Source organism: Pedobacter superstes, from assembly GCF_037622515.1.
Classification (GTDB): domain Bacteria; phylum Bacteroidota; class Bacteroidia; order Sphingobacteriales; family Sphingobacteriaceae; genus Paradesertivirga; species Paradesertivirga superstes.
In genome coordinates, this window is sequence record NZ_JBBJCN010000001.1 from 274,609 (window position 1) to 294,790 (window position 20,182).

Below are 20,182 nucleotides of genomic sequence, written 5' to 3' on the forward strand. Positions count from 1 at the left end.
ATCAATTTAAAATCAAATTGTCTCGATTCTTAAAATTAAATTGTAATGCTCCCTGAGAGATAATATCTTTATTACCAACCATTATAAATTCTGTAAAGCAGATTTGAAATTATTCTATCACATATTCATCCTTCTCTTATTTGCTAAACCCTGCTTTTCGCAATCATCCAACTATTATTTTAAAAATTACCAGGTATCCAACGGATTATCGAGCAATACAATCACAGCCATTACTCAGGACAAAAAAGGTTTTATGTGGTTTGGCACCCGAAACGGATTAAACCGGTTTGATGGCAACTCTTTTAAAGTTTTTAAAAATAAACTTTCAGATAGTTCCAGTATTGGCAGTAATTCTATTTTAAGCTTATATGAAGATGAAAAAGAGACTTTATGGGTAGGAACATATAAAGGGATTTATATTTATGATGCAAGGGAAGAAAAATTCACCTCCTTTAAACTCATTCCTGCGGCAGAGGTGCGGTATGTGCAGGGCGACAAAAAACACAATGTCTGGATAATATCAAATCAAATACTTTACCAGTACAATTTAAACACCCATAAACTAAGACAACACAATTTCAACAACAATCCAAGCATAGCACTTCATATATCAGAAAAAGGAACTATATGGGTGGCAACAGTTAACGGTTTTGTAAAAAGGTTTAATAGCATAAGAAACACATTCGACACATATGACATTGTAGGTCTTTTCAAGAAGGATCTGACATTAATTAATGCAATGCATTCAATAGGTGATACATCTTTGATCCTTGGAACCATAAAACATGCACTCTTATTAAACACCAAATCACTCCGGATAGACAACCTGTTTGAAAAGAACTCTCCAATAAAAACGGTGCACGTTCATACTATATTAAAGGAATCGGATTCTAACTTTTGGTTGGGAACAGAAGCTGGATTAATCATAACGAATTCAAAAACCTTAAAAACCACCGTTGTTTCAAAAGAAATAAGTAACCCTTATTCAATAAACGATAACATCATCTCATCAATTTATAAAGATATTGAAGGAGGAATATGGATCGCGACATATTTTGGTGGTATAAATTATTACTCTAAACATTTCAATAACTTCCGCAAATACTTTCCCGAACCTGGAAAAAACAGCATAAGCGGCAACCTGGTTCATGAACTCTGCAAAGATCAGTATGGAAAACTGTGGATAGGTACGGAAGATGCGGGTTTAAATCAGATGGATCCTAAAACGGGGCATATTAAACATTTCATGCCCGACAACAAAAAGGGAAGCATATCTTATCATAATATCCACGGACTTGTAGCAGACGGAGATAAATTATGGATAGGCACCTATGAACATGGCCTTGATGTATTGGATTTAAAAACCAATAAAGTTATCAGGCACTATAACGCCGGACCCAACTCTTTTACCAGCGATTTTATCATAACCTTATACAAAACCAGGCAGTCTGAAATCCTGGTAGGAACCTGGAACGGATTATTTAAATACAACCGGAAGGATGACACATTTTCGCCTTTACCCTATTTTAACGGGCATATACAAACCATAGTTGAAGATGATGAAGGAACTTTATGGGTAGGAACATATGGCGGGGGCTTATATTACCAAAACTTTAAATCAAATAAAAAAGGAAAGATTGAATATATCCAGGGAAAACCAAATACCCTGATTAATAATTACATAAACAACCTTTATCAGGATAGGAGAAAGAATTTTTGGCTTTGCACGGAAGGTGGTCTTTCCAGATTAACACCTTCTACCGGAAAAATAACAAATTATACATTTGAAGACGGTTTGCCCGACAACCAGATTTTTAGAATTATTGAGGACAGCAACGGTTCATTTTGGATCTCCACATCAAAAGGTTTAAGTCATTTTAACCCAAAGACTTTAACGTTCAATAATTATCACACCAGCCATGGCCTGCCAACCGAGCAATTTAATTACAACTCTTCGTTCAAAAATGATGACGGCACCATATTTTTTGGTACAGTCAGAGGGTTGATCAGCTTTAAACCGTCCCAGTTTATTAGAAACAACTTTATTCCCCCGGTTTATATTACCGGAATTAAAGTAAACAATGAAGATGTCGAAATAAATAAAAAAGGCGCCTTATTAAAACAGGCCCTAATGTATTCAAAAAGCCTTACCCTTCCTTATGATAAATCAAATATCAGCCTTGATGTTGCTGCTTTAAGCTATGTAATTCCTGAAATGAATAACTATCTGTATAAGATGGAAGGAATTGATAAGAACTGGATAGCTTTAAAAGATTACAGAAAAATTTTCTATACAAACTTACCTCCAGGAGATTATGTTTTAAAAATCAAAGGATCGAATAACGAAGGTATCTGGAATCAAAAAGAAACAAGCCTGGAAATTAAAATCACTCCCCCTTATTGGGCTACAAACTGGGCCTATTTATTGTACTTTATAATTGTTATTTCCATTATTTCAATCATATTTTGGTATTACCGGCTCGCACTGTTTGAAAAAAGTAAACGAAAGATAGAAATTATAGAAATTAATAAAGAACGTGAGATATATAATGCCAAGATCGAGTTCTTTACCAATGTCGCGCATGAAATCAGAACTCCTCTAACCTTAATTAAAATGCCTCTTGATAAATTAATTTCAAAGCAATCAGATGATCCGGAAACTAATGAAAGTTTGAACATGATGAAAAAGAATACCAACAGGCTTATTGATCTAACCAATCAATTACTCGATTTCAGAAAAGCTGAGGCGAATAAGTTCAGTCTGAATTTTTCGAATACTGACATCAACGAACTATTAAATGATGTCTTTTTTACCTTTAAACCAGCTGCCGAACAAAAAAACCTAAATTATAAATTAGAACTACCTCGAATTGCACTGCAGGCTTTTGTTGATCAGGAGGCTCTTAAAAAAATTATAAGCAATCTAATAAATAACGCTATTAAGTATGCCAATGAAAAAGTTCTGGTAAAATTACTACCCTTTAATAGTGACGACATAGCCTTTAATATAGAATTCAGGAATGATGGACATATAATTCCGGATGAATATAAAGAAAAGATTTTTGAACCATTCTTCCGCCTCGAGCAAAGCTCGAAAGAAGCCGGAACAGGCATCGGCCTCCCTTTATCCCGCTCGCTTACAGAACTCCATAAAGGCTCACTTGAACTTAAAAGAGCGGGAGACGATATAAACGTTTTTCTGCTTTCTATTCCTATTCATCAGGATAATGAAATAAATCTGCCAGATTACAGTGTCAATGAACCCAATGAAAATAAAACGGAGGAAGCTGATGATTCTGAAAAAAACATACAGACATCAAAGCCGGCTATTTTAATTGTTGAAGACAATAAAGAAATTCTTAATTACCTGCAAAAGGAACTTTCAATTAATTACAATATTAAAAAAGCGTACAACGGACAGGAAGCTTTAGACATTCTTTTAAACGACCATATTCAGTTAGTAATCAGTGATATCATGATGCCTGTTATGGATGGAATAGAGCTTTGTAAAAAAATGAAGAATGATTTTCAGTTTAATCATATTCCAATCATTTTACTTACCGCTAAAAACTCTATTAATTCAAAGATCGAAGGATTAGAAGTAGGTGCTGATGCTTATATAGAAAAACCATTTTCTTTTGAATACCTTTTAGCTCAGATCAACAACCTGCTTATTAACAGAAATATCATTAAGGAATATTTTGCCCGCTCACCCTTAAGTCATATTAAAGGTATTGCTTATTCAAAAGCAGATAAAGATTTTTTAGAGAAATTAAACTCAGTCATTTATGCACACATTACTGATATGGATTTAGATGTTGACCAATTATCAAGTATGATGAATATGAGCAGACCGACTTTATACAGAAAGATTAAGGGCTTATCCAATCTTACACCCAACGAACTGATCAACCTTTCCAGATTAAAAAAAGCAGCCGAATTGCTCGCTGAAGGCGAATATAAAATAAATGAAGTTGCAAATATGGTTGGGTACAGTATGCCCACAAATTTTTCCCGTGATTTTCAAAAGCAGTTTGGTGTCAGTCCCTCAAATTATATAACGAGTTTAAAAAAGGATCAGGATTAAAATTTAATCACCGTTGCTCAGGGCAAGAATAAGATGATAAAAGATATTTCCTAATAAAATCCTCCGAAGTCGGATTTCTAACAACGATTTAAGGCGAGTAAAATGTAATGGGCTTACCCTCCATACTGAGGGTGCTAAATTATACTTCCGGCAGCTAGCGGTAGAGCCCTCTCGTCCCCTTCTTGAATAATTACGAGTCGATCTTCAGATGTGAAGGTCCTTCTTTCTTTTTCCATGATTCCCTTATTTAATGGCTATAAATTGTACGGTTTTGGCTCGCACGAAATCGCAAAACAAATGGAAAACTTATCCGTCATTAATTTAAAAGCCTGAACAAACTTGGGATGTAATTATACTAGGTGGTAAAATAAACACTAAGTCCTGATTTAAACCTATCATTCGATATATATATATATAGCAGTAATTAAATATGAGGTTCCAAGATTTTCAATTATGGAATCAATTTTTCTGCTCTTAGCTTTTCAAATAAATCAAAAAATGACTCTCGGGTATCCTGATAAAGAGTAAAGCCTAATTTTCTGCTCTTCGACATATCGGTCATTACTTCTATCGGCCGTCCCAAATCCAAATCTGTATGCCAAGCTGATGCTAAGCGGTTAAGATCAAATTCTTGCAAATGGTATTTATTAGCTATCTCTTTCCAGAGTGGAGCGTCATTTGCTAGTTCAGCTTCCAGCGAATGAATAGAACCATCAAAGCCAAGGGCTTCAATGTGAAACCAATCTGCCAGTTTAAACCATAGCCAGTTCCAGCGGAACAGCTCTCCATTAGTGATATTGAAGGCTTGGTTAGCCGCAATATCGGAAGTTGACGCCCATATTAGGTGTTCAGCAAGTATACGTGCGTCAGTTACATCAGACAAACCATTCCATTGAGCAGCCGACCCAGGGAATCGAAATGGCCGGCCCGATTCTTTACAAATTGTAGCGTAAACAGCAAGCGTAGTACCCATATTCATCATGTTGCCTACGGCCTTGCCGATTACGGTATGCGGACGATGGATACTCCATGTGAATCCATCCCGTTCCGCTGCTGCATATACCTCATCTTCCTGTGCATAGTAAAAGTTCTCAATGGCCAGGCGGGGATGCTCCTCACGGACTGGGGTGACAGGCAGGGTGCCCGCCTTTGCATAAGCTTCAAAAGGACCCAAATAATGCTTGAGTCCGGTAACAAGAGCTACATGTTGCACAGACTTTTTAGAGGACAAAGCATTCAAAAGGTTACGCACCATCAGGCTGTTTACCCTAATGTTCTCCGCTTCGGTTTCGTTACGCATCCAACTCGTAATAAAAACATGCGTTGGGGCTATATCTATTAATGCTTCGTTTAATATTTCCAGGCTTAAAAGATCGGCGGTAATAGGCAACAGTCCTTGAATCTCAGTTTTTGGATTACGGGCGAGTCCATAGGTCATCCATCCTTGAGAAATTAGCTTTTCGGCTAAATTGCTCCCGGTGATGCCGCTGGCACCAACCACTAATGCTATCTTTTCCATATTCTAACTCAGCGTTTTAGAATTCATTTTGTTTCATTAATTAAAAGAATAAGCAAAAAAGCTATAATGGGATAAAAGGCAAAGAAAACCCAGCTAAACACTCTCAGATCTTAATGTTTCCTGAGAGTAATGCGGCATTAGTTTTTTTGAGCTGAAGCATCCTTAACCCATTAACTAAAATCTAGTTATAGCCCCCATTGACGACATAAAAAGCGGTGGCCCCGAAACGGGTTAGATGATCGGGCATCAGTGGATTATGCAAAACCACTAAGTTTTGTATTTAACAGGAGCGTTTGTTCTGATTGTCTTTAAAAAGGGTGTTAAACTACCTCAATGAGGGGAAGGTTATCTGGGTTATAAGCCCTTTCGTTAATAAAGGCAAATGGGGCGGCCTTCCATATCTGCTGGTACTGAATCCACCACTAATTTTCATTAGATAGTAACATAACGAACAAAGTGCATTGTTTTTATAGAATTATATTCCGACCATTTAGTAAATAGCGTTGCTGACCGATTCTTAACTGATGTATTGAATATACAGGCAAATCTCATACTTGAGAAAGACTTTGGTGATTAATCCTGTCAGGTACAGCATGCCCCGAAATAAATAAAGCCATAAGCTTTTTGAACTCAATATCAAAATGCTTCATTTTCAAAAGACCGGAGATCTAAAGTATAATGTTTATAGCAACAAAAAGAGCCTCTGAAAAGGAGGCTCCTTTGATCGGTAGATGGTAAATATTAGGGCCTTTTTTGCAGACTTAAGCTTAGCCTAATATCTGAATGAAAGCTTTCCGTAGACGCTCCGCTCCATTTCTCGTGCAGAAGGGCTGGCAGGAATAAATTCAAGATGACGATTATCCAACAGATTTTGCCCTACTATGCTCAGTTCCAACATCCTGGTTAGATGGCATCCTAGTCTTAGATCAAGCTCCGCGTAATCCGTAACAGGAGGGGTAGTTAATTTTCCAACATACCGCATCACTGACCCCAATTCGAAGCCTTTGGCAAGCTTAAGGTTTGATTGTATCAGGAAACGGTGTCTCGGGTCGTTGCTTTCCGCCGAAGCGCGGTTTAGGTCTTTGCTGTCGGGTTTCAAAGAAAGCTCTCTTTTGAAAAATGAGTACCCCCCTTTAATGCTCCACTTGGGAGAGACAATATAATCACTAGCTATTTCTAAGCCATACGTGTTACCCTTTACACCATTGCCTAGAGTTACTATTGGGAAAATGGCTGGTGGTGTGGGCGGTTCTGCAGTTCTGATATTATCGTAAATATTATAAAATGTGGAGACGGCAAGTGAAATATTCCTGATCGGCTGAAGCCGCCATCCTAGTTCATACGCAAGGAGGGTTTCTGCCTTAAAATTTTTGTTTCCTATGAAAAAGACGGTAGAAGGGTCTAAAAACAAACTTATGTCCCGGTCCAGTCGGGACGGTGTTCTCACCGCCCGGGAAATCGCTGCCCATACTGTGTGATTGCTCGCAGCCGTCCATGTTAGTCTGCCATTGGGTTGATGTTGAAAGCCTGTATATGTATGATGTTCAATTTTTGAACCGAGAGTCAGTCGCAAACGTTCTTTTATCAGGAGGATTTCGTCCTGCAGAAAAACATTGAAGATATACAGGTTCTTGCTTCCCGGGAGAAACTTGAAGTTTCCGACATTATTGACATAATGATCCATTAGACGCGCTCCGGAACCGAATGACAATGCATGCCGGGCGCCCAGCTGATAGCGTCCGTCTATCTCGATATCGGAGGTATTCAACTCTTCTTTGAAACGGGATGCGTTATCACGAATAGTTTTGTCCCAATAAGCTTGAATTGCAAAATCGAATCGTTCTGACACTTGGTGATTCCAGCGAAATAAAATATTGTTTCCGGTCGCAATCGCGCCCCCATCGACTCCCTCAGGATCTGGTGTTGCTTTAAAGAGATTTTGTTGAAGTGTAAAGTTGTCTTTTCCCGATTTGTTCCAATCCAATCGCATCCCACCCTGAAGAGTCCACCACCTATCGTTTGCGTTAGTGCCTATCGTGTCAATAGTACTTCCAATCCGAAATCCGGTGCCATAAATTTTATATGTTAAGTTTTCGGCTAACTTACCTCCATATCGCAGGCTTCCTAACCCTCGCATGGCAGTACCCACAGCTCCTTCAGCAAACAGCCCCTGCGTTGCTTCGCTACTTTTGGTGGTGATATTTATAACGCCGTTTACTGCATTTGCACCCCATTGCGTGCCTCCCGGGCCGCTTATTACCTCTATCCGCTCAACATCTTCCAACACCAGGTTTTGTATATCCCAAAATACACCAGCATACAGGGGAGTGTAAATAATACGGCCATCAATTAATACCAGGAGCTTATTTGCAAGTACATTGTTAAAACCTCTGGCACTAATTGCCCACTCTTCAGCGTTAACTTGTGCTACGTGCAGGTTAGAAGCCAATCTTAATGCTTCAGGAAGTGTTTTAACACCAGAATTATGAATGTCACTTTGAGTAATCACCTGTATGGCGGAAGCTACTTCAGTTAACTTTTCCGCACGTTTTGATACAGAGGTAACTTCAGTGTTCAACAGCTCTTCCAGGCTCAAATCCTTCAGTTCAGCAGTAGGAAGGCGGTCGGTTTGAGCCAAAATTTTCGGCGAATAACCTATAACAGTAGTGAAAAGAAGAAAAGTGAAAGTAAACCTTTTTTGGAAGGCCATGACTGATACAAATGTAGGTCCGGTTGTTATGGTCATTGAACAATTAATTTGAAGCTATCACATAAGACCAACTAAACACAGGTGGCGGATAGCAAAGGTGCTAAATGTGAAATTATTATCCTAATCATAGAAAAATCTATTTACATGTAAATTTTTGATAAATTTGGTGACCTGCATAATATTGAAAAACAAGGTAATAAATACCTTAAATTAAATAAGACAAGTTTGAGTTTAAAAGGGGAAGTGTTGATAAAAAGCTTAAAAATTTCGTATTTATGGATAAAATTCTCCCTCGTCTGCATGTTTGTTCTGGGGGCCACCTTCATCAGTGCACAACGGAGCCCGGCAAGCGAAGACCAGCTTAAAGCTGCTTTTATCTACAATTTTACACGTTTCGTGGATTGGCCACCAGACTATTTCAGCACATCAAGCTCTCCATTCATTATTGGAATACTTGGTGATGAAAGTTTCAAAAGTTATATCGATGAAATAGTTAAAGGAGAAAAATTGGGTGATCGGGCAATAGTGGTTCAGCGGTATCGAACTGTTAAAGAGATTAAACACTGTCACATCCTCTTTATCTCAGCTTATGAAGCCACACGAATCAAAGGTGCTATTCCCGCCTTAAATCGTCGTGGAATCCTAACGGTCAGCGATGGAGCGGAATTTGCTAAGTGGGGCGGAATTGTACGTTTCTTTAAAGACGATAATAAATTACGACTTCAAATAAACATAGATGAGGCGAAATCCTCCCAGTTAATTATTAGCTCTAAATTATTAAGCCTCTCATCTATTTACAGCAAGAATTAGATGGTGTTTCGCGATATACCTATTAAAAGAAAGTTGGTTCGGATAATCCTCGTGATTTGTTCGGTAGCCTTGTTGTTGATGTCTGCCTTGTACATTCTGGTCGAATATTTTAGCTTCAAGGAGGCCGAAAAGTCGAAAGTGTCTACACTGGCTGTAGTTATAGCATCAAATAGCTCCGCTGCCCTAGCTTTTCAAAGTTCGGAGGATGCAACAGAGATTTTAGGAGCATTGCGGGCAGACAAATACATAAAAGCAGCCTGCCTTTATGATGTTGATGGTAAGGTCTTTGCGACATATCCAAAAAATTTAAATCATCAGGCATTACCGGTTAAACCCAGGGAGGACAGCTACTTTTTCAAAGGAAAATTTATTGAAGGTTTTCAATCCGTGAAACAGGGGAATCTTCACCTGGGAACTTTATATATAAAATCGGACCTGGGTGGTCTCTATTCAAGAATCAGTTTCAATATACTCGTTGCATTTATATTGATTTTAGTCACTCTTGGAGTAGGTTATTTATTGTCAAATGTCGTTCAAAGAACCATTTCACAGCCAATTATAGCGCTGGAGCAAACTGCAAAAAGCATTTCAGAGAAAGGTGATTATTCTATCAGGGCTATTAAAACCGGTAACGACGAGTTAGGCTCATTGACTGACGCGTTTAATACCATGTTAAACCGGATAGAACACCAGAATTACGAAATCATACAAGTAAATCGTGAGAGTTCAAAATTGGCGGCTATTGTTGAGTCATCCGGCGACGCAATTATCGGAACCTCCAGCGAGCTGCTTATCACCAGCTGGAATAGCTCTGCGGAAAGGATGTTAGGCTTTACGAGTGAAGAAATGATGGGCTTGCCGGTTTCTATAATTCTTCCCCGGGAACAGCTGAACCTTGAAGCGATTACAGATAAGCTAAAATCGGGGGAACAGTTGGAACCGATCGAAACGTATTTTGTGACAAAAAATAAAGAATTGGTGGATATCTCCCTGACTATATCGCCGGTTAAGGATCAGGTTGGAAAGGTTATCGGTATGTCTCAAATCGCCAGAGATATTACGCACCAAAAGAAGACCGAACGAAAAATCGTTGAAAATGAAGAGCATTTAAGGCTCGCTACACAGTCTGCAGAACTTGGAACCTTCGATTTAGACCTAATTGCAGGAACGATGCTCTGGGATAAAAGATGCAGAGAATTGTTCGGCATTAACCATCAGGAGCCTGTTATATATGAAAAAGATTTCGTTAAAAGGCTCCACGAAGAAGACCGGGAACGCATAATAAAGGAAACAGAAGCAACATTTGATAAGGGACTTACCAGCGGAATTTATGATGTAGAATATCGAACCGTTGCAGAAACAGACAAGCGAGTGAGGTGGGTTAAAGCCAAGGGAAGGGTGTTCTTTGATCCACATGATAAGCCGATACGATTTATCGGTTCGGTGCTCGATATTACAAGGCAGAAACAGGATGAACTAAGAAAGAATGATTTCATTGCTATCATCAGTCATGAGCTGAAAACACCACTGACTACTATTAAATCTTATATTCAGTTACTCCTTGCCAGAGCCCAAAAAGAAACTGATGCCTTTGGTATGAATGCGCTTACCAGAGCAGATAGTCAAACGAGTAAAATGGCGTCTATGATAAAGGACTTTTTAAATTTAGCCCGCATAGAGGAAGGCAAGCTCGTACTTGTAAAAGAGATATTTGATGTGGGTATTCTAATGGACAATGTTGTTTCCGAAGCGAATTTTCTTAGTAATACTCACGACATTAAGGTCGACTACTGTAAAGGGTTTAAAGTAAATGCTGATAAAGAAAAAATCAGCCAGGTTCTTATTAATCTGATTAGCAACAGTGTTAAATACTCGCAGCCCGGAACCTCGATAACTGTGGGCTGTGCTCAGGAAGGAAATCGTTTAAAGATATTCGTTAGCGATGAGGGTGTCGGTATCAGTCCAGGGGATCAAATTAAGCTATTTACTCGTTTTTATCGGGTAGAAAACGATAAGATTAAGACCGTTTCAGGCTTTGGGATAGGTCTGTACATCGTCTCAGAAATACTAAAGTACCACGATACTAAAATAGAGGTCGATAGCCAGGAGGGAGTGGGATCTACTTTTTATTTTTACCTCGAAGCCCTGGTATAACATTTACATCTATGAGCAATTATAAAGTTTGATCGCTACGTTCCGTGCGACGCTTATTTTAATGAATTTTGCAGATTTCTGTATCGACTGCTTTTGCTTTATTTTGATGGACTAAGCTCTTTAAAAGGTATATGTAATGCTTGTTAAAGCAAGAGAAACAAGAGTTATCAGGTGATATTTATGGATAGCAGATGCTGGTGATGGATGGGCTTAAGGCCACAGTAGAAATAGAAAACTACATATCGAACAACCATACATCATTGCAGTTACCGCTAATGCGATGCATGAGGATCGTGAATTATGTCTTCAGTCAGGTATGGATAACTATTTATCAAAGCCATTAAGATTTGACGAGCTCGTAAATACTTTAAGGAAGTCATCAGAAGCATTGGCAAGTAGGGTAAGATAGGTACCACGTCAGGTATCAGTCAGAGCTTTTTGCATGCAAATATGTTTAAATACATAAGAGCGTCATACATCCACTCCTTTCTCTGATCTCATTGAGATGGGGAACACATAAACATTCAGCAGTTGGCTCATCTATAGGATTAAGCCGAATAAAAAAGCCGAATCCAATGAATTCGGCTCCTATTTTTTTTATTCACTATTTTTTTTATTCGGATGCTGCCTGTTCATTGACAAAGCCTTCGGCCACTTTAGTTAAAGCAACATCGGTCAATTTTTCGTTATCTAAGGTTTGCTGCAAAAGATTAGCAACTTCAGTATGACCCATTGTTTCAGCAAGAGTCCTTAAGGTTCCGTAGGTTGCTATCTCATAATGTTCAACCTTTTGAGCAGCCAGAATTAAACCCGCGTCTCTGGTCATAGTACCTTTGTCGGTATCTTCCATTATACTCTTTGCTTCCTCAAGAAGCCCTTCCATTGCCTCACATTTTTTGGCCTGGGGTTTCTCTTCCATTAAAGCAAATACCTGTTCCAAAGAATCAATGTGCATCTGAGTCTCTTGGGTATGCTTTTCGAACGCAGCTGAGAGATCTGTGCTTGTAGCTGCTTTCTGCATTTTAGGAAGCGCCTTTACAAGATGCTTTTCAGCCCAGTAAATATCTTTCAATTCGTCTACAAAGAATTTATGAAACTCAGAATCTTTCATTTTACCAGTTAGTCCGCTTGGTTTTTTAGTAGCCATTTTTATTTAATTATTTAGATAGTATGTATAATCGTACGTCCTACCCAAAGGGACGCTTTTATAAGTAGATGTAGGGTGTAAATAGTACAACCCTTTTTTAATAATGTTTTGCTTAATTGCTCTTAGGTAGTCGCAGGAGTCTATGTGCAAATTAATCGGAAAGTCATCAGCTATTTAGCGCATCCTCCTTTAAGGTCTGGCTTCAGCAAAAGGCTCCAAATAAAATTTATTCCAAATTACCTCGAGGACTTGCCCCTATTTCCATAAATCTGTCGTTAACTATCTCGACGATTAAGGTTGGCCTCTAAAATACAAACACCAGATGGAGCTGCAAGACCTGTGATGAAGCCATCCGTAGCAAAAGCATTTTTCAACTGGAACATAAAGTAATCAGGGCTGATAGAACACCGGGCTGGACGTTTTCGCGGGCAGTTCCAGTTCTGGATGATGAGGGTAAAATTAAAGAATGGTTCGGCACGGCTAGTGATATTAAGGATAAAAAACAGGCCGAAGATGCTTTAAGAGAGTCTACAGAAAAATCAGAACAGCAAAAACGATTATATGAAACCATTACTTCCGACACACCGGATTTGATGTATGTATTTGATTTGAACTACCGCTTTACCTATGCTAACAAGGCGTTGCTTGATATGTGGGGTAAAACATCGGAGGAAACTATTGGTAAGACATTATTAGAAAACGGATGCGAGCCCTGGCATGCAGAAATGCATGAACGAGAGATCAACCAAATAAAGGAAAAAACCAAGCAGCCCATACGCGGTGAAGTGTCTTTCCCGCATGCAAGTCTCGGTTGGCGCGTTTACGATTACATCATTAATCCTGTTCTTAACGCAGAAGGCGAAGTTGAAGCTGTGGCTGGCACAACCCGGGATATTACAGAACGGAAGCTTTCGGAACGGGCCCTGGCATCTAATTCAGAAAAACTCCAAATTATAAATGAAGAGTTGGCAGTTGCAAATGAAGAACAGGCCGCATCAAATACCAATGAACAATTGGAATTCTTGAATCAACAGCTGATTGAGGCGAAGCCACCTTTTTTGTCATTTAGGAATTGTGAACCAAAAAGTTGAGCCATTTCCTAACTCGCTTTTTACGCCTATTTCTCCTTCATGTGACCTGACTATTTCAGCTGATATGTACAAACCAAGGCCCAGACCCGGATTTTTACCCTTCTTATTTACCTGATAGTAGCGCTCAAAAAGATGGGGAATATTTGCTGCGGAAATACCTTTTCCTTTGTCAATAACTGAAATTCTGTGAAAGTTTTTCAGACTATCTACTTTTATTATAATTTCTGTAGAGTCAGGAGCATATTTGATGGCATTGTTTACCAGATTTACCAATACCTGGTCAATCTTATATTTATCAGCAAATACCTCCACAAACTGGTTCCCCTTAAAAGCTATAGTATACCTTCCTTCCAGACGAACATGATGGCAACATTCGTCTAAGAGATCAGAAAGCTTAAACATAGTTTTATTAAGAGTCATTTGACCTTGCTCAAAATTGCTCAGATTAAGCAAATCGCCTACCAGATGAGATAGTTTGGCTGTATACTTTTCCGCATCTTGCGATAGCTTTAAAATTTTTGAGGGAAAATCCTTCTCATCGCCAATCATTCTGTTCATTAATTGCAAACTGGCCTTCATAGTTGTTATAGGCGTTTTAAGTTCGTGACTTGCTACAGAAATAAATTCCTCCTTCTTTAACTTCTCCTGGTATTGCCTGGTAATATCTTCAAGAAGCGTATACCCATAAGTTTCACCCTCGTCTTTAAACAACACGGATGTAACATGAACCCACACCATGGAGCCGTCCTTTCTAACAAGACAGGTTTCTAAATTGAAATATGGAGTTTCTTTCTCCCACAATTCTTTCTGAAGAGTTGACCAATGTTTTTGATGATCTTCCGGGGAGTAATCTAGAATTTTAGTTCCGATAACATCTTGCTCATCATCATACCCTAAAAGTTTCACCAGAGCGGGATTAACCTCTAGTATAACCAGCTCTGAAGAGATGATTTTGTTGCCAAGTTTCGATGTTTCGAAAATGGTTTTAAATCTATTTTCTCTATTTTTCTTATCTGAAAGCTCAGAATTTAATTTTCTGTTCTCTTCTCTCAGTTTTTCGATCTGGTCTTTCAGAGATTTAGTGCTTTTCATATACAAATTTAACTAATGACATTGGGGTATTCCTGCAAGGGGAACGATATAAAATGTATACATTTCAGGGATATCAACCGTGGGTTAACTTATTTGCATGGAAAAAGGGATCAGATATGTTCTAACATAAGACACTTGGAGTTTGATTAAGTTTTCGCAGCAGCCCTGAAAGCTGAATTGAGCGAAATGATTTAGAAACTGGGATTAAAGTATTCATTACTAAGCGAGAATTTTGCCTCTCCCTCCTACCCGCACTCCTCCTATTCCTGGCTGACAGTTTTTTCAGCAACTGAAAGAAATGGCAGTAAAGATACCTGCAAGTTCGGTTAGCAAGGCGTTTCATGTCCTTGGTTAGCGGAATTTGGATACGTGATTTCGTTCCATTGCCCTGTGACTTTGGGATATTAGCATCCTAATATTTTGTCCATTTTCTTGTTGCAATCCCATGCTTATCTTTAGCGAGGATGCTTTATAGATGGAAACTCCTATAGTGAACACGAAACTAGGTTTCTCATTTATCTAATTTAAGCCAGCCTGAATACTAGTAACATTTCCTTCTGGCCTACGTTAACTGACTATGTTTATTCCCGCGAACCTACCCGAAGCCATTGAATCAATGATTGCAAGGGTAACTCCCGAAGATCAAGTCGAAATAATGGAAATGTCTGAGGTCGAATTTCTAAAAGGCTGTCGCTTTGGGGGTGGATTATCCATAAGCAATGAATTTGGCTTATGGAGTGGTGAAAGCGGATTAGCTAAATGGTTTTCTGAAAAAGGAATAGAACAAGCAGATGATATGAATGCAATTGTTCTTACTTCATTCTATAGAACTATAACCAATAACCCAATTGATTTGGATGCACAGGTAAAAGATGTTATATAGTAGAGGTCCTAAATCCACTCTTTTCCTTAATCACATGTAAATAAATCTGTAAACTTCTCTGCTCCCGTGCCAGAGGTACAAAATTTAGCAGAAGTTTAATACCAGAATTCTTTACCAACAAAATAAAATGATCCGTATCTATACATGATTAATAAATCAGACATATTTCAAATAAAACTATATGATATTCTCTGATAGCTTTAAAATTATCTGGATCTTGAGAATTACAGGACGATTTTAAAACTTCCTGTCTCATTTACCGATCATTTTTTGTGCTTACTGTTTGGAACACACACGAACACCCATCACAAACACATTGATAGTAAACCAGTTACCATTTAATAACTCGTTTGGCATATTAAATGTATTGTAAGTTATATGAAAGTATTTAACCTAAAAATTTCGCCCGCATTAAATGAAACTCAAAAGTTATTTAAGGCTATTTTAGAAAAAGATAGGAACGCGTTTAAAGCTACCAGCATACAATTTCTTAGAAATAATCATGCATATAATTCCAAGTTTATAGGATTTATTGCCTAAACTAAAATGTTTGCCATCTACCTATCAAAAGAGCCCCTTTTTAGAGGCTCTTTTGTGTTTTACATACATTTGACTTTAGATCTCCAATCTTTTGAAACCAAGAAGCATTTTGATTATTGAGTTTCAGAAGCTTATGCCTTTATTTATCTAAAAAAGGCATTCTCAATGTCTTTCGAGGCCCGTATATTCAACACATTAGTGAAGAGGCGGTCAGCTGCGGTAATATTAAAAGCCTAAGAATATCAAAACAAAATGCACTTTGTTGGTTATGTTACTATGGAATGGAAATTAGTGATGAACTCAATACCTTTAGATATGGAAGAGGTATTATTGTTTGACGATATAAAAGGTATGGCAATTGGATACTATTTCAAGTCTCAGAATTGCTTTATTCAAGCAATAGATGGGCTTAGACTAACTGAAGTATATAATTGGACGTATCTACCTGTCCACCCCATTTGTCGGTATTAAAGAAGTGCTGATTTAACCTTCAGAAATAAGCAACAAAACTTTTTTAATCCTCTTAAAAAATTCATAAATTCTCTTATTGTATATCAGAAATACAGTTTTTGCCCCTAAAAAAGGTATACCCGAAGACTCATAATCTTTTGGTTCCTGCTTCGAGCCCAGGTAGGCCCGCACGAAGGACCTTCCAAGGAAGTCAAACACCTATAAATTATCTGTATTACAGTCGCTTATAGTTTATGCCTTCCAATTTTTCCCAAATTTGCCCAATCTGTCCGGTACCTATTAGAGCACTCATTTTAGAATCCTATGGCTACAGAAAAGCCCATAAATCACATCGACATTCTCCTCCCTCTGCCATTAAAGATACTACAACATTGATCCTGTCTTTAGGTATTCAAATGGGCACCCCTGTTTGTGATCTGGCGGTTAATCCGGCAAAGCATGGAGGCTGGCTAAGATTATTGCAAGGGGATAATGGGTTGGTTCTAAATTAAAATGCTCAACATATCCTCGTTCGCGCAATTAGTTTAGTGTTTTTGAAAGTGTTACAAATGTCCCCTGGCAGTATTTCGGTTTATTATAACAATAAATAGTTTTGATTGCACACTCGCCTGTTCAAACCCGTTTTTGTTCTATACCGGTAGACGCTTTGCTAATTGCCGGAATCTTATTATTACCTGCTCCCGAATGGTCTTTGCGTCGAAACAATCTTACCAAACAAATCTAATTAATAGCCGTTTTATCTACTTAGTACAGACATGATATGGAATTGGAAAAATTTTCCTTCGGCATGGGCGATCGTTTTGCACATCAGGGTGAAGCACAGTTAAAAGCCATTTTAAAGGCTAAAGAACAGGGTGTTAATATCACCCCGGTTTGGAACAAATCAAACCGGGAACACAAAGCGGTTAAAACCTATCCTGCAGAATTACGTGCAGAAGCGGATGCTGCGGTAAAAGCTTTAGGCTGGACAGGTCCATATCGGGTGGACGCTGATCATATCACATTATCTACTGTAGATGGCTTTATCAACACTTCTGATTTTTTCACTTTAGATGTTGCGGATTATATAGGTAAAGCTGCTTCTGAAAGCGAGATCAATGCATTTATAGAACGTCGTAAAAAATATACAGGAAGTCTTTCTATCCCGGGTATTGATGAACAATTTGAAATAACTGACGATATGCTTCGTGATATTGCCAATAAATTTTTACTGGCAGCTATTGAAGCCGGAAAGCTCTATAAACATATTGCCGCTGCCAAAGGCGAGGATAATTTTATCGCAGAGGTTTCTATGGATGAAGTAAACGATCCGCAAACACCGGTGGAGTTATTTTTTATTTTGAGCGCGCTTGCTGATAATGAAATAAAAGCTCAAACCATCGCTCCAAAATTCACCGGCCGATTTAATAAGGGCGTCGATTATGTTGGGGATTTACAGCAATTCGCTAAAGAATTTGAAGAAGATATCCTCGTTATCAAACATGCGATAAAAGAATTCGACCTTCCTGAGAACTTAAAACTGAGCGTACATTCCGGAAGCGACAAGTTTTCGCTTTATCGGCCGATAAGCGGGCTGATAAAAAAACACAATTCCGGAATCCATTTAAAAACCGCGGGAACAACCTGGCTGGAAGAAATGATTGGTCTAGCCGAGGCTGGCAATGAGGCCCTGGAACTTGCCAAAGAAATTTACGCCCATGCCCTGGGCCGTTTTGATGAACTTTGCGGACCATACGCTACGGTTATTGACGTAAATAAAGGCAAACTGCCAGGTGTAGAAGAAGTAAGCGGCTGGAGCGGTGAAAAATTTGCCAATACCCTTCGCCATAATGAGCAGCACCCCGATTTTAATCCGAATTTCAGACAATTGCTGCATGTTGCGTACAAAGTTGCCGCAGAAAATGGTGATCGTTATTACGCTGCGCTAAAAAAATATAAAGATATTGTTGCTATCCATGTAACCCAAAACCTGTATGAGAGACATATTGTGCCTTTGTTTTTAAGCTAAATAACCGGTAAACTACTTCATGTCCATTTTTAAATATCTTAATAATCTGCGTTTTTATTATTCAGCTGCCGTGGCGTTATGCCTTTCTATCGGAAACATAAACAGCGAAATGCTGGGATTGGTGAAAACACCAATGTTATTAAGTTAAGGCGTTTGTCATGGTGGGGGAGCCTTTCTCTCCCTCTGGAAGAGATGCCGTAGGCAGAGAGGGTATCAGACTTTGCAGGAATAACCATCTTGTTATTCTTCTTTCATTTGAGGCATTAATGTCCCAATTCATCCTTATCCATTCCAATGCAACCTCTGTATAATCAATTATGGAGGCGTTATCAATTCTAAAATGCTATAGCCTTCGAACTTTAGCACCTGATCTCGAAAGTCATCATCATTTGACTGTCCCTGATCATCGTGAACGCTTTAGTTCATCGATATAGAAGTCTGCTACGAAATTTTCAAATAGGATGCTGCCGTCGATTTTCAAATCCAGAAATTTCCGATTCCTAAAATGAAACCATAAAATCTTTCCCCCAGTAGTGGATTCTTTTCTCAGGTATCTTCTGAATTGTTATTCCATGAATTGAATGTAGGTAAATCTTGTAACGCGTAAACCCTCTCTGTCTTACGACATCTCTCCCTTAGGCGAGAAAGCCCATCGCTCCTTCCAAACTCCATAATTACAATCGACTGGTGTTACTACTCAGATACATGCAAAAGTACTTGAAAATGATTGGTGAGGATCTTGCACCGTTAAGCCACTTCCAGTATCTCAACATCTTGACGGCTGATAAAAAGTTTACGCCCACGATAGGCTACCCAAATATCATCCCATCCCTGGGTATCGTATCCTAAAAAATCCATATAAGGAAAATCAATGTGAAACTGCTCGAAACCTTTTCCAACGTACACAAGTTTTACTCCTTCTGTTAATTGTTTTTTGTAGTTCATGGTCTTTGATTAATGGTAAATCCTCTGATTCAATTGATCTTCTGGCAGGGATGATGACCACCCCTTAGGAAGAATTTTCAAATCAAAGAAAAGGAACAGATGTTAACTGATCTTAACTATTCTATTAAGCTAAGCACTTCTTAAAAATAAATAAGAGAGCCGAAAGGGGGAAGCCGGGCACATTTAAATAAACGTAAATTCAGATCTACCACCTTACACCAGAAGCCAAATAGACCTTGTGTTCTAATCTTAAAGTAGTACTTTAAATTCTTTCAATCCTCGCCTCTTTTTCCATAAACTTTCCGAAGATCTCTATGATATTTAAATAAAGAGGTGGATCAACTTTGCTCAGCCTGCAATTCTAAAGAAACTGACCGGCCCAAAAACACATTCTTCAATTGCCAACCCTATTGCTTGACTGGCATTCGCTGGAAGTGTTTCATCCATGTCTTGCCATTTTTCATCTTTATCTCTATAAATTCTGCCAAGCTCCTGATCATCTAATAAAATTTCAAAATGTTTTCTTCTCGGTATAACCAGAAGAGAAATATTTCCTCCTAAGCTTAGAACTTCAACATTTATCCAAAATTCATTTTCCATGAAATAAAATAAGGCATTTACTATGTCGCTTACTTTAACATCATATTAAGTTATATGCTTAATAAAAACCCGACATTCTTAAAGAGACTTTAGCTACATCATCCATTCGGGATGAAGAAGAATTG

General features: G+C 38.4%; 15 protein-coding genes. 8 read left to right on the top strand and 7 right to left on the bottom strand.

Annotated features, from left to right (window positions below; genetic code table 11):
* Positions 1-103 precede the first annotated feature (103 nt).
* Positions 104-4,087 carry a hybrid sensor histidine kinase/response regulator transcription factor gene (locus WG906_RS01345; protein WP_339990715.1) on the top strand — a complete coding sequence of 1,328 codons (3,984 nt, stop codon included), beginning with the start codon at positions 104-106 and terminating at the stop codon, positions 4,085-4,087.
* A 451-nt stretch (positions 4,088-4,538) separates the two neighbouring features.
* Here the strand turns inward: WG906_RS01345 and WG906_RS01350 are convergent, their stop codons facing one another.
* Both WG906_RS01350 and WG906_RS01355 read right to left on the bottom strand, forming a co-directional pair.
* The gene (locus WG906_RS01350) at positions 4,539-5,606 is read right to left on the bottom strand and encodes an SDR family oxidoreductase (RefSeq protein WP_339990716.1); all 1,068 of its coding nucleotides are present in this window, start codon (positions 5,604-5,606) and stop codon (positions 4,539-4,541) included.
* 772 nt (positions 5,607-6,378) lie between these two features.
* Positions 6,379-8,352 (bottom strand): TOL_0244 family TonB-dependent receptor, encoded by a 1,974-nt coding sequence (locus tag WG906_RS01355; protein ID WP_339990717.1) that lies wholly within the window; start codon positions 8,350-8,352, stop codon positions 6,379-6,381.
* A 189-nt stretch (positions 8,353-8,541) separates the two neighbouring features.
* Between WG906_RS01355 and WG906_RS01360 the strand changes: the two genes are divergently transcribed.
* The 3 genes from WG906_RS01360 to WG906_RS19380 all read left to right on the top strand — a co-directional run bounded on the left by WG906_RS01360 (position 8,542) and on the right by WG906_RS19380 (position 11,689).
* Complete coding sequence (locus WG906_RS01360) at positions 8,542-9,126, top strand: TOL_0243 family YfiR-like periplasmic protein (RefSeq protein ID WP_339990718.1); 585 nt, start codon at positions 8,542-8,544, stop codon at positions 9,124-9,126.
* Positions 9,127-11,280 (top strand): sensor histidine kinase, YfiR-like protein-associated, encoded by a 2,154-nt coding sequence (locus WG906_RS01365; RefSeq protein WP_489737890.1) that lies wholly within the window; start codon positions 9,127-9,129, stop codon positions 11,278-11,280. It abuts the gene before it with no gap.
* 256 nt (positions 11,281-11,536) lie between these two features.
* On the top strand, positions 11,537-11,689 hold the full coding sequence (locus tag WG906_RS19380) for a response regulator (protein ID WP_431844455.1): 153 nt from the start codon (positions 11,537-11,539) through the stop codon (positions 11,687-11,689).
* 204 nt (positions 11,690-11,893) lie between these two features.
* Here WG906_RS19380 and WG906_RS01370 read toward each other — a convergent pair whose 3' ends face one another.
* Positions 11,894-12,427, bottom strand: a complete 534-nt coding sequence (locus WG906_RS01370) for a YciE/YciF ferroxidase family protein (RefSeq protein WP_339990720.1) — start codon at positions 12,425-12,427, stop codon at positions 11,894-11,896.
* Positions 12,428-13,020: 593 nt separating this feature from the next.
* On the opposite strand from WG906_RS01370, the gene WG906_RS01375 reads away from it, so the two are divergent.
* Positions 13,021-13,518: a PAS domain-containing protein gene (locus WG906_RS01375; protein WP_431844442.1), complete on the top strand. Its 498-nt coding sequence runs from the start codon at positions 13,021-13,023 to the stop codon at positions 13,516-13,518.
* On the opposite strand, the gene WG906_RS01380 is transcribed toward WG906_RS01375, so the two are convergent.
* A complete protein-coding gene (locus WG906_RS01380) occupies positions 13,489-14,610 on the bottom strand; it encodes a PAS domain-containing sensor histidine kinase (protein ID WP_339990721.1) in 1,122 nt (373 codons plus the stop codon). The genes WG906_RS01375 and WG906_RS01380 overlap by 30 nt on opposite strands.
* Before the next feature lie 577 nt (positions 14,611-15,187).
* On the opposite strand from WG906_RS01380, the gene WG906_RS01385 reads away from it, so the two are divergent.
* The 3 genes from WG906_RS01385 to WG906_RS01395 all read left to right on the top strand — a co-directional run bounded on the left by WG906_RS01385 (position 15,188) and on the right by WG906_RS01395 (position 18,512).
* Entirely contained in the window at positions 15,188-15,493 is a 306-nt protein-coding gene (locus WG906_RS01385; RefSeq protein ID WP_339990722.1) for a DUF6794 domain-containing protein, read from the top strand.
* Between the two features lie 378 nt (positions 15,494-15,871).
* Positions 15,872-16,033 carry a hypothetical protein gene (locus tag WG906_RS01390; protein WP_339990723.1) on the top strand — a complete coding sequence of 54 codons (162 nt, stop codon included), beginning with the start codon at positions 15,872-15,874 and terminating at the stop codon, positions 16,031-16,033.
* 1,231 nt (positions 16,034-17,264) lie between these two features.
* Positions 17,265-18,512, top strand: a complete 1,248-nt coding sequence (locus WG906_RS01395) for a tagaturonate epimerase family protein (protein WP_339990724.1) — start codon at positions 17,265-17,267, stop codon at positions 18,510-18,512.
* A gap of 403 nt (positions 18,513-18,915) precedes the next feature.
* Here WG906_RS01395 and WG906_RS19385 read toward each other — a convergent pair whose 3' ends face one another.
* The 3 genes from WG906_RS19385 to WG906_RS01405 form a co-directional block, all read right to left on the bottom strand.
* Positions 18,916-19,062, bottom strand: a complete 147-nt coding sequence (locus WG906_RS19385; RefSeq protein ID WP_431844456.1) for a DUF559 domain-containing protein — start codon at positions 19,060-19,062, stop codon at positions 18,916-18,918.
* 197 nt (positions 19,063-19,259) lie between these two features.
* Positions 19,260-19,457 carry a hypothetical protein gene (locus tag WG906_RS01400; protein WP_339990725.1) on the bottom strand — a complete coding sequence of 66 codons (198 nt, stop codon included), beginning with the start codon at positions 19,455-19,457 and terminating at the stop codon, positions 19,260-19,262.
* 348 nt (positions 19,458-19,805) lie between these two features.
* Positions 19,806-20,057: a hypothetical protein gene (locus tag WG906_RS01405; RefSeq protein WP_339990726.1), complete on the bottom strand. Its 252-nt coding sequence runs from the start codon at positions 20,055-20,057 to the stop codon at positions 19,806-19,808.
* Positions 20,058-20,182: the final 125 nt, after the last annotated feature.